This window comes from Streptomyces adelaidensis (genome assembly GCF_016598475.1).
Classification (GTDB): domain Bacteria; phylum Actinomycetota; class Actinomycetes; order Streptomycetales; family Streptomycetaceae; genus Streptomyces; species Streptomyces adelaidensis.
This window is the reverse complement of record NZ_JAEMUX010000101.1, coordinates 17,276-27,993: the sequence shown is the minus strand read 5'-3', so window position 1 is coordinate 27,993 and position 10,718 is coordinate 17,276. Positions and strand designations below refer to the sequence as shown.

12 protein-coding genes and 1 tRNA gene are annotated in these 10,718 nt (G+C 70.1%); 4 read left to right on the top strand and 9 right to left on the bottom strand.

The features are described from left to right. Positions 1-282 precede the first annotated feature (282 nt). Together cobF and I8N67_RS35860 are read right to left on the bottom strand one after the other, a co-directional pair. Positions 283-1,053, bottom strand: coding sequence for a precorrin-6A synthase (deacetylating) (gene cobF, locus I8N67_RS35865; RefSeq protein WP_200308472.1), 771 nt, complete (start codon positions 1,051-1,053; stop codon positions 283-285). 158 nt (positions 1,054-1,211) lie between these two features. After that, positions 1,212-1,778 carry a DUF309 domain-containing protein gene (locus I8N67_RS35860; protein ID WP_200308471.1) on the bottom strand — a complete coding sequence of 189 codons (567 nt, stop codon included), beginning with the start codon at positions 1,776-1,778 and terminating at the stop codon, positions 1,212-1,214. 98 nt (positions 1,779-1,876) lie between these two features. Between I8N67_RS35860 and I8N67_RS35855 the strand changes: the two genes are divergently transcribed. Continuing rightward, positions 1,877-1,950 (top strand) — tRNA-Pro (locus I8N67_RS35855). A gap of 411 nt (positions 1,951-2,361) precedes the next feature. Here the strand turns inward: I8N67_RS35855 and I8N67_RS35850 are convergent. From I8N67_RS35850 to I8N67_RS35840, 3 genes are all read right to left on the bottom strand, one after another. Next, positions 2,362-3,333, bottom strand: coding sequence for an LLM class F420-dependent oxidoreductase (locus tag I8N67_RS35850; RefSeq protein WP_200308470.1), 972 nt, complete (start codon positions 3,331-3,333; stop codon positions 2,362-2,364). A 402-nt stretch (positions 3,334-3,735) separates the two neighbouring features. Continuing rightward, positions 3,736-4,191: a DUF6098 family protein gene (locus tag I8N67_RS35845; protein ID WP_200308469.1), complete on the bottom strand. Its 456-nt coding sequence runs from the start codon at positions 4,189-4,191 to the stop codon at positions 3,736-3,738. A 135-nt stretch (positions 4,192-4,326) separates the two neighbouring features. Continuing rightward, positions 4,327-4,899, bottom strand: a complete 573-nt coding sequence (locus I8N67_RS35840; RefSeq protein WP_200308468.1) for a hypothetical protein — start codon at positions 4,897-4,899, stop codon at positions 4,327-4,329. A 530-nt stretch (positions 4,900-5,429) separates the two neighbouring features. On the opposite strand from I8N67_RS35840, the gene I8N67_RS35835 reads away from it, so the two are divergent. From I8N67_RS35835 to I8N67_RS35825, 3 genes are all read left to right on the top strand, one after another. Then, positions 5,430-5,993, top strand: coding sequence for a hemerythrin domain-containing protein (locus I8N67_RS35835; RefSeq protein WP_200308467.1), 564 nt, complete (start codon positions 5,430-5,432; stop codon positions 5,991-5,993). 296 nt (positions 5,994-6,289) lie between these two features. Continuing rightward, positions 6,290-6,766 (top strand): SRPBCC family protein, encoded by a 477-nt coding sequence (locus tag I8N67_RS35830; protein ID WP_200308466.1) that lies wholly within the window; start codon positions 6,290-6,292, stop codon positions 6,764-6,766. A 119-nt stretch (positions 6,767-6,885) separates the two neighbouring features. Then, positions 6,886-7,746: an SDR family oxidoreductase gene (locus tag I8N67_RS35825; RefSeq protein WP_200308465.1), complete on the top strand. Its 861-nt coding sequence runs from the start codon at positions 6,886-6,888 to the stop codon at positions 7,744-7,746. 111 nt (positions 7,747-7,857) lie between these two features. Here I8N67_RS35825 and I8N67_RS35820 read toward each other — a convergent pair whose 3' ends face one another. From I8N67_RS35820 to I8N67_RS35805, 4 genes are all read right to left on the bottom strand, one after another. After that, entirely contained in the window at positions 7,858-8,115 is a 258-nt protein-coding gene (locus I8N67_RS35820; protein WP_200308464.1) for a DUF6480 family protein, read from the bottom strand. 21 nt (positions 8,116-8,136) lie between these two features. After that, the gene (locus tag I8N67_RS35815; protein ID WP_200308463.1) at positions 8,137-8,685 is read right to left on the bottom strand and encodes a phosphatase PAP2 family protein; all 549 of its coding nucleotides are present in this window, start codon (positions 8,683-8,685) and stop codon (positions 8,137-8,139) included. A 74-nt stretch (positions 8,686-8,759) separates the two neighbouring features. Then, positions 8,760-9,821, bottom strand: a complete 1,062-nt coding sequence (locus I8N67_RS35810) for a YihY/virulence factor BrkB family protein (RefSeq protein WP_200308462.1) — start codon at positions 9,819-9,821, stop codon at positions 8,760-8,762. A gap of 103 nt (positions 9,822-9,924) precedes the next feature. Beyond that, complete coding sequence (locus tag I8N67_RS35805; RefSeq protein WP_200308461.1) at positions 9,925-10,638, bottom strand: TetR/AcrR family transcriptional regulator; 714 nt, start codon at positions 10,636-10,638, stop codon at positions 9,925-9,927. Positions 10,639-10,718 lie beyond the last annotated feature (80 nt).

The window sequence follows — 10,718 nt, the reverse complement described above, 5'->3', positions numbered from 1 at the left end:
ACCTAGACCCGGACCTGGGGCTCGGCCTCGGCCGCCGGTGACGCGAGGCGCGGCTCAGCCGGAGGCGCTTGTCGTGCCGTCCGCTCCGGACGCCCCTGAGGAGGCCAACTCCGGTGTCCGCGTGGGCAGCCTATTGCTGAGATCCTCCGTCAGGAGGCGCTTGGCGATGGTGTCGTGCCGAGTCGCCGTCGACGTACTGCATATAGCTCGGCAGGTACGTCATCGCGCCGAGCACGATCACACCGGGCGGCCGTCCCTGCATGTGGAGGCGCCCAGGACCGCTTACTCCCCGGGATGCCTGCGCAACAGATACGTGTCCATGATCCAGCCCTTGCGTTCCCGGGCCTCGGCGCGCAGCCGCTCGATACGGGGCGCGGCCTCGGCGATCGGACCGGAGGCGAGGATCTCGTCCGGCGTACCTATGTACGCGCCCCAGTAGATGTCGATGTCCTGATCGGCGTACTTTCGGAACGTCTGCTGCGCGTCCAGCATCACGACCACGTCGTCCACCCCCTCGGGAAACCCCTCGGCGAGCCGCCGCCCCGTGGTGATCTGCACCGGCCGGGCCACCCGGTTGAGCCCCGTCCGATGCCGCGCGACCAGCGCCGAGACACTGCTGATCCCGGGCACGACGTCATATGTGAACCGCACCGCCCCCCGCTCCAGGATCTCCTCCAGAATCCCGATCGTGCTGTCGTACAACGCGGGATCCCCCCACACCAGGAAGGCCCCGCTCTCGTCCTCGCCCAACTCCCCGGCGATCAACCGCGCGTAGATGTCCGCCCGTGCACTGCGCCAGTCCCCGACGGCCGGCGAGTACGCCGAGCCCCCGGCGTCACGGTCCCGCTCCGGATCCCGGGCCTCCACCAGCCGGTAGGTCCCCTGCTCCACATGCGCGTCCAATATGTCCCGCCGCAGCTGGACCAGGTCCGACTTCACCTCACCCTTGTCCAGAATGAAGAACACATCCGTGCCCCTCAACGCCCTGACCGCCTGCAGCGTCAGCTGCTCGGGATCACCCGCCCCGATACCGATGACCTGAATCTTTCGCACGCCCCGAGTCTGCCGCACACCACTGACAACGCATGCGGCGCGTCCGGGAAAGGGGAGGGGAGGGGAGGGGAGGGGAGGGGAGGGCGAGGGGCGAGGTCGGAATCGGGCGCAGCGAATCGGCAACGCCCGGAACGCCTACGGACGCCCGCGCCGAACCGTCACCGCTCCCCTTCACGGGCACGGCCGTCGGTCACCCCACGCCCACCGTCACCCCCACGCAACCGCGGTGCCCAAGCCCCCGCGTCCACCGCGAGCCCTTCCCGCTCCACAACGCCGGCCAGCTCCCGCGCCCAGCCCCCCACCGCCGCCAGATCGACCCCGTACGGACGCCCCCGCCCGCTCCCGGCCCCCCACTCCTCGACGGCCCCGGCCCCGCGCCGCAGCAACCGCGCCCCGCCCTTGGCATTGCCGCGTGCCGCGTGCGTGAGGCCCACCGCGAGCTGGGCCAGCCCCCGCCACAGGGCGCGCTCCTCCTCCGGCCCGGACTTCCAGGCGTCCTCGAAGACCTCGTGCGCATGGAACGGCTTCCCCGCGTCCAACAGCGCCTGCGCCTCGACGACAGAGTCCTCGGGCGCCCGCACGACCCCCTCAGGCTGCCGCTCCACCCCCGGCACTCCGTACGGCAGCGGCCTCCCCAGCCCGTCCCGAGGCCGCGCACTCCGCGCCCGCCCCTCCACGTCCCGGTCCCGCCCCTGCCCCGTCCCACCATCCGATGTCCCACTCATGCCCCGATTGTCCCCCTCCCTCACCGACTGCGGCGCAGCCGCCGACGTACGGTAAAGTTCTCACTGCGCGATCACGCGGTTCACCGCGGACAGCGCACCGGGACGTGGCGCAGCTTGGTAGCGCACTTGACTGGGGGTCAAGGGGTCGCAGGTTCAAATCCTGTCGTCCCGACTCGAAGGAGTCGTAGATCAGGGGCCGTTTCGGAGCAATCCGAAACGGCCCCTTGATCGTTCTCGGTGAGCGGTCGGGGACCAGTTGGCCACCCCGGCCCGCGCGTACCGCGCGAACTACGCGCGGCCGACGCCAAGATGTGCGCCCGAACCGACCCACCGGTCCTCGCCGTCCTGCGCCGAGTACGCGAAGCGCGATGCCACCGACTGGCGCCGGAGGCAGATGACCGAGGCCCTCGATCTGGGACAGCACCTGCTCCCTGCCCTCGCGGGCACCCCGCGCGCGATACGACCTCGCCGGATCCAAGACCCGAGCCGCCTGGAAGGCGTTCTCCCACCTCGGCGGAGGCTGGTGCTGACCACGCGGCGCGGCACCGAGAAGGCACTGTTGGAGCGCGTCGGGATCGCGCACTCAGGCGAACGCCTCGCGGAGTGCAGGTAGCAGTGTCTTCTCCGACCAGTCGAGGAATCGCGGCTGTGACTCGCCGCCGATCTGTACGAGGGCGATCTCGGTGAATCCGGCCTCGGCGTAGGGCCGTACCGCTTCCACGAAGTCGTCCGGGTCGTCGCCGCACGGTATGGACGCGGCCACGTCGTCAGGCGTCACGAACCGAGTGGCCTCCTCGAAGGAGTCCGGGTGGGGAAGCTCGGAGTTGACCTTCCAGCCGAGCCCGGACCAGCGGAACTGCGCGTGAGCGCGATGGACCGCGGTCTTCCTGTCGGGGTCGTGGCTGACCGGCAGCTGACCCACCCTGGGCTTGCCGCGGCCGCCGTGGTCGTCGAAGGTGTCCAGCAGGGCCTTCTTGGGCTCGGTGGCGATGACCAGGTCCGCGAGCCGCCCGGCGAGTCCGCAGGACCGGGCACCGGAGACGGCGATGCCGATCGGCGGCGGCACGTCCGGGAGATCCCACAGCCGGGCCGAGTCCACCTGGAAGTGCGGGCCGCGATGCGTCACATGGCCGCCCTCGAACAGGGCCTGGATGATCCGCACCGCCTCTTCGAGCATCTCGTGCCGTACGTCCACCGGACGCCAGCCGCCGCCCACCACGTGCTCGTTGAGGTTCTCGCCGGCCCCGAGCCCGAGCCGGAACCTGCCCTCGGACAGCAACTGGACGGTGGCCGCCTTCTGGGCCACCACCGCAGGGTGGTAGCGGACGGTCGGGCAGGTCACGTACGTCATGAGCGGGATGCGCGACGTGGCCTGGGCCGCGGCGCCGAGCACGCTCCACGCGTAGGGGGAGTGCCCCTGGGAGCGCAGCCACGGGAAGTAGTGGTCAGAGGTGACCGAGAAGTCGAAACCGGCCGCCTCGGCGCGGACGAGATGGTCCACCAGGTCCCGCGGGCCGGCCTGCTCGGTCATCATCGTGTATCCGATGTGCACCATAGAGCACGACTATCCCTTCTGATGGACTGAAAACGACCGAATCGACTTTCCGCTTCCGCCTCCGTCGGCCGGGCCCACCGGGGCGGTGGGGAATCGGCCATGACACCGCGTACGGGCCTCGTCTCCCTGACGTGGGACGGTGGCCCGACGCGTCGGCGAGTGGGCGGGGAGAGGGCGGCGGCGTGCTGTCGGGGCAGCGGACGGAACATCCCTGGCCCGAGGCGAGCGCCGTCGCCGCGTCGAGGCCCTCCAGGACGTACGGCCTGATCATCTCGGCCAGGCGGCGATACGCCCGGTGGGCTGGCCGGGGGGCACGGTCCCTGTAGCGGTCGGTCATGGATCGGCGGCGCGTGGGTACTCGGCGGATCTCGTGCCCGGCCGCGGCACCCGAGGTCGGCGGGGTCAGTCCGTGGCGTCGCGTTCCATGGGCCCCCATTGACCCTCCTGGCGGGCGACGGTGGCTTGAGCCTCTTCGATGACCGCCTCGTCGATCCAACTGATGGGCTCCGGGTCGCGGATGAGGGGTTCGTTGTCCGGTCCACGCGCCTCGACCCGGCCGCGCAGGATCCACGGACGAATTCCCGGGCCCTTGTCACGCGGAAGGTGTGAGTAGTCGTACAGGCGGCGAGCCACCCACAACTCGACCGGGCGGCCTTCCCACCAGGGCTCCAGGTCGAGCGGATTGGCGGACAGGCCCGGCAGGCGGACACCGGTGAGGCCGTCCCTGCTCTTCTCCGCCCGGTCCTGATCGGCCTCGGGGCCGTGTGACCAGCGCACATAGAGATCGGGGGTGCGCCGCACCAGGGCTGCCAGGTCATCGAGGGTCCGCAAGACGGGGAGCTCGTCCTGCGTGCTCATCAAGTCGTCACTCCTTCCCCTCCTCCATGTCCGAATGTCCGATCCGGCTCGAGCGTGTTCGCGATCACTGGGCGCCGGGTGTGATCTTGACGGTGTCCGGTTGGTCTGCTCCCCGGGACGGTGTCCGTTCACTGCTCATGGCGCTCCCGAGCCCGCTCGGACGGATGTCCGGAAAGCGGCTTCGACCTGCTGCTGGTGAAGTTCCTCCAGAGTCTGAAGCTGGCCGCGGGCGCGTTCGAGGAGGTCGTCGAGCAGTCGCGGATCGAGACGCCCGTCGGTGCCGCAGAGCCCCCGGAGGGTCTGCCAGCCCGCGACCTTGCCCGTCACACCCAGCCGGAGCATCTCCAATTCGATCAGGGTGCTGAGCGGGGACCGGTGGATCAGCCTGCCGTTCGCCTTCAGCCGCCCCAGTTTCTCAGCCGTCCAACCCGCGCTGATCTTGTAGCGGCGAGCAGGGATGCCCAGCCGCTTCATCAGATCGGTCAGGCTCCGCCGATCCTGAGCGATCTCGGTGGCGATCGCGTCCAGTGCCGGGGCGAACGCCGTGCCGCGGCAGGAACGGGCCAGGTAACGAGCACGGTCGGTGCCCGCGGTGGCGCCGGCCAGGTGGTCGTTGAGGTAGATGCCGAGCAGGGTCATGTTCACGTCGCTCTCCGCGCCCCCGCCGGGCGCGGGCTGAAGGACCCCGGAGCGCGTTCGGTGATTCATCGCGATGCTCCTTCGCGGTCTGCACATGGTCTGCACATGGTCTGCATGTGGTCGGTCGCGGAGCCGGCCCGCCTGTCCGGCCACGCCAAGAAGGTACGACCGCTCAGTTCCGACGAGCCAACGCGCCCCGACGTGCCCCGACGCGTCGGACGCCGGAACCCGAACGACTCCTGAGTACCCCGGCGGCTATGCGGAACACCCTTTTCCAGTTCCCCATCCACCAGGTGGAGCGTGTTCCTGCGGCGCCGGCGCCGACGCCGACGCCGACGCCGACGCCGGCGCCGATACCGACCCGGGCGGGTGGGCCGTCCGTGGGTACTTGGGGCAGCGCTCGAGAATGCCGGCCGGGACTCATCGGTCAGGGAATCGCCGCAGGCCACGGAGCGGGGCGGCGGCCCTCACCCCCGACCGCCCGGCCGCTCCCGTGCCGCGTCAATGCCTCGGATACGGGTTCGGGAGCGTTTCACTGACCCCCACAAGGGGCCGTGCCGCGAGGGACGGCCGAGTGCGGGAGGAAAGGAGCCAGGGACATGGGACACGGCGGAGACGTCATCGCGGAACTGACCACCGACCACGAAGAAGTGGAGGAGATGTTCGGCGAGATCGAGGCACTGACCTCCGGTGACCCCCAGCGCAAGCTGTACGCGGACAAGGCCACCATCGAGCTGGTACGTCACTCGGTCGCCGAGGAGGCGTACCTCTACCCGGCGGTCCGCGAGCACATCCCGGGCGGTGACGCGATCGCCGACCAGGAACTCGACGACCACGCCGAGGCCGAGCGCACCATGAAGGAACTGGAGCGGTGCAAGGCCGACGACCCCGAGTTCGACCGGCTGGTCACCCAGCTGATGACCCAGATCAGGTCGCACATCGGGGACGAGGAGAACAACCTTTTCCCCCGGCTGCGCGAGTCCTGCTCGGGGGACGTCCTGAACAGCCTCGGCGAGAAGGTCCGCATGGCCAAGAAGACGGCGCCGACCCGGCCCCATCCGGCGGCCCCGGACACCCCTCCGGCGAACAAGCTCCTCGCCCCCGGCATGGGCCTCGTCGACCGGATGCGCGACGCGCTGACCGGTCGCGGAAAGGACGACTGACACCCTCGTACGCGGGCGCGGGCCCCCGCCGCCCGGCCCCTGCCTGCGCCTGCCGCGCCGTGCTTGCACGCACCGCGTTCCCACCATGGCAGCGGCCACGCCATCGGGGTGGGGCTGTGGCGCGCACGGCGTGCCGGGTGTGGCGTATCCGGATCCGGATCCGGAACCGTTGCCGTGGGGCTGGATACGTCCCGGTTTACGGGTCTTCATGTGCCCGGACCCGGGTACCCGGCGTCGTGCCGACGCGCGGTGGCTGTCACGCCCCGCGTGAAACGACCGTCAGCGAGGAGGAAACGATGAGCACTGTGAAGGAAGCGGTGGACGTCGAGGTTCCCGTCCACACCGCCTACAACCAGTGGACGCAGTTCGAGGAGTTCCCGAAGTTCATGGAGGGCGTCGAGGAGGTGCGGCAGCTCGACGACAGGCACAACCACTGGACCACCAAGATCGGCGGGGTGCGGCGCGAGTTCGACACCGAGATCGTCGACCAGTTGCCGGACGACCGGATCACCTGGCGCGCCGTCGCCGGCGAGACCCGGCAACGGGGATCGGTCAGGTTCCAGCAGCTGGACGACACCCACACCCGGGTGGAGCTCACGATGGACGTCGAGCCCTCCGGCATGGCCGAGAAGGGAGCGGACGCGCTCGGCATGATCGACCGACGGATCAAGGGAGATCTGCACCGCTTCAAGGAGTACATCGAACAGCGCGGGGGAGAGACCGGCGCCTGGCGCGGACGCATCCGGCCCGAGAATCCCGGTTCGGCCTTCTGACACCTGCCTCCCCTGGCGAGCTTCGCTTGCTCGGCCGCTACCCGCCGTCCGGGGTGGGCCGGAACACGGCATGACCCGGCCCACCCGGTCGACCGAGTCCCACGCGCTTGGAGCCGCAAATGGAACCGCAGCACGCCGCCCGGGCCCCTGACGCCGCCCCGGCCGCTCCTCACGCCGCCCCGGCCCCTCATTCCGTCCCCGTAGCTCTGATCACCGGATCCGACTCCGGGATCGGCCGCGCCACCGCGGTCCGGCTGGCCGAAGCCGGCATGGACATCGGCGTCACCTGGCATCGCGATCACGAGGGGGCGCGGCGGACGGCGAACGAGGTGCGCGAGAAAGGACGTCGTGCCGAGGTCGAACAACTGGACCTCACCCGGCTCCCCGAAGCCGCCGGGGTCATCGACGAGCTGGCCGAGCGGCTCGGCCGGATCGACGTGCTGGTCAACAACTCGGGGACCGGCACCATGACGCCCTTCCTCGACCTGGAGCTCGCCACCGTGCGCCACGTCGTGGATGTCGATCTGGTGGGGCCCTTCCTGTGCGCTCAGCGCGCCGCCCACCGGATGATCGCCCAGGGCGACGGCGGTCGGATCATCAACGTGACGAGCGTCCATGAGCATCAGCCGCGCGTGGGCGCGGCGCCGTACTGCGCGGCCAAGGGCGGGCTGGGTCTGCTCACGCAGGTCATGGCTCTGGAGTTGGCCGAACACGGGATCACCGTCAACTCCGTCGCTCCCGGTGAGATCGCCACACCGATGACCGGCCAGGAGGACACCGACGTCACCACCGAGCGGCGGCCCGGCGTGCCGCTGGGCCGCCCGGGTGATGCCCGGGAAGTCGCGGCCGTGATCGCCTTCCTCGCGGGACAGGACGCGTCCTATGTCACGGGGGCCTCCTGGGTGGTGGACGGCGGGATGCTGCGGATGGGACCCCAGGCCGGCAGCCATCTCCCCGACGACGCGTGGCGGCGTCCCTGAACGTGCGCGAGCGTGCGGCGGGACGGAAACGCTACGTGATCGAGGCGCTACGTGATCGAGGCGCTACGTGATTGAAGCGCTACGTGATCGAAGCACTAGGCGATCGAAGCGCTACGCGATCAGGATCACGGCCATGGCGATCAGCCCGATCGCTATCAGCGCCGCCACCACCAGAATCAGGACGAGCGGCATCGCGACCCATCGTTTGCCGGGCGCCGGCGGCTCCGGATGGGAGATTCCGTAGGTGCCCCCTTCGGCGGGTGGAGTCTCACCGGGTGACACCCCACCGCCCGGTCCGCCGGGTCCGCCCGGTTCGAGTCCTGGAGTTCGCCTCGGTTCAGGGTCAGGGCCAGGGTCAGGAGTCGTCATGGCGCGTCCTCCTCTCGAAGTTCAAAGCATTCGTCGCCGAAGGAGTCGCGGCGCGGCCCGTACGAGGCCCGCTCCGGCGAGCCCGATGGCGATACCGGCGGTCACGTCGGACGGGTAGTGCGCCCCACTGTGCAGCCGCTGCGCGGCCACCAGCGTCGCGGCGACGCCACAGGCGGCTCCGGCGGCCGGCCACAGGGGTGCGACAGCACCGGTGAAGGCGACGGCCGCAGCGGTGTGACCGGAGGGGAAGAAGGAGCTGTCCGGGCGGTCCCGGAGCTCCTTCGGCGACACCCACTCGCTCGGCGGGCGGCGGCGCCGGCAGAGCTGCTTGGCGATCGCGTTGGACAGCACCTCGGCCGTCGCCATGGCCGCCACACCGGCGACCGCGGCCGCACGGCCACGCCACCCGCCGGATGCGGCCATCACTCCGGCGGCGGCCCACCACACCTTGGTGTGTACGGCCGCCTCCTCCAGTGCGGGCGAGGCCCGCCGCAGCCATGGCGGGCCCCATGCGACCGCCGTCCGGGCAAGTCGGCGATCCGCCTCGCGCACAGTCCCCATCACGTCCATGCACAGTCCCCATCGCGTCCATGCACAGTCCCCATCACGTCCATGCACAGTCCCCATCACGTCCATGACGGAACTCAGGACCCAAAGCGTCGGCGGTCGTCTTCGTCCCATTTCCGGGTGTCGCGCGGCTGGACGTACGGCTCGTCGTCGGCCGGGTGGCCGCCGGCGACGGCGCGCTGGCGGGCCAGCTCCGCGTCGAACTCCAGGCCGAGCAGGATCGCCAGGTTGGTGATCCACAGCCACACGAGGAAGACGATGACGCCCGCCAGCGTCCCGTAGGTCTTGTTGTACGAGGCGAAGTTCGCCACGTACAGCGCGAACCCGGCGGAGGCGATCATCCAGATCACCAGCGCGAGGAAGCTGCCGGGGGTGATCCAGCGGAAGCCTCGGACGCGGGCGTTCGGAGTCGCCCAGTACAGGATCGCGATCATGACCGTGACCAGCACGACCAGCACCGGCCACTTGGCGATCGACCACGCCGTCAGGCCCGTGTCACCGACCCCGAGCGCGGTGCCCGCCTCCCTGGCCAGACCGCCGGTGAATACGACGATCAGCGCGCTGACCACGGCGATGACCATCAGCGCCACGGTCACGCCGACCCGCACCGGCAGCACTTTCCACACCGGACGGCCCTCGGGGACGTCGTAGACCGCGTTGGCGCTCCGGATGAACGCGGCGACGTAACCGGATGCCGACCACACCGCCAGCATCAGGCCCACGATCGCCATCAGCGAGCCGAGCCCGCTGTTGCCCTGCATCTGCCGCACGGCGTTGCGCAGGATGTCCTGTGCGGGGCCGGGGGCGAGCTTCTGGATGTTGTCCAGCACCGCTCGCGTGGCCGACTGGCCGACGATGCCCAGCAGCGACACCAACGCCAGCAGCGCGGGGAACAGCGCCAGAATGCTGTAGTACGTCAGCGCTGCGGCCCGGTCCGCCAGCTCGTCCTTCTTGAACTCCTTGAGGGTGCCTTTCAGCACCGCCGCCCAGGAGCGCCTGGGCAGGTCCGTCGGCCTGTCCGGCGCTCGCTCCTCCACCTCGTCGCCCGGCCCGGCCGCCGCGGCCCGCCCGTCCTCTGCCTGCGGTCCGGCATCGGGGGATGAGCCGTGCCTTCCAAGCCGCTTCAGTGTCCGCATCATTCCGCACGGGTATCCGACGCCCCCCCACCCATACGTACATTCAGTCCATATCCGACTTTTCTTCTGCGGGGGTGTTGCTCACAGCTGACCCGGCAGGGAGCGGTCAGGGCTCCGGGTGCAGGCCGAGGGCCACGCCCAGTTCACCGAGGTACTGCTCGAAGAGCGGCTCCATGTCGGTCAGGACGAACTCCATCTGGCGGAGGACTTCCAGGCACAGCAGTCCGTAGAGCCTGGTCCAGCCGGTCACGTACACATGTAGCGCTTCCGGGGGCAGGCGCTCGTCGATCAGGCGGGAGTAGGCGCGCAGCTGCTCGCGCAGGGAGGCGGGCAGCTCGTCGAGGTCCGGCACCGGGAACGGCCGGGTGTTCCACGCCTCGACGATCATGTCGAGGAAGACGTACGCGAAGCGCAGGCCGGCCTGGTAATGGGGGGAGTCGGGCTGGTGCTGTGCGCTGTTCAGGGGGCTCGCGAAGATCCACTCGAACTCCGCGGGATGGGCCACGGCCCAGGAGCGCATCGCGCGGCAGACGGCCAGGAACCGCTCCGTGAGCGGGGCGTCCGGGTGCTTGTCCCGGTCGCGTTCCATGGCCTCGGCCAGTTCCTCGAAGAACCCCGCGGTCACCGCCTCCACGAGGGCGTCCCGGCTCGCGTAGTAGTGGTAGAGCGAGGGCCCGCTCATGCCCATCTCCCGCGCCACCGCGTTGATCGTGACCGCCGCCGATCCCTTGTCGACCAGGAGTGTGCGGGCGGTCTGGTGGATCTCTCGCAGGGTGGCCTCGCGCATCCGGTCGCGTCGGCCCGTCGCCTGTTTGCTCAATGGAACACCCGCCTTTATGACATCAACCTAGAGGCTCTAGAGTTATCTAGACCTCCTAGGTGACGGTGGCTACGTCTGCT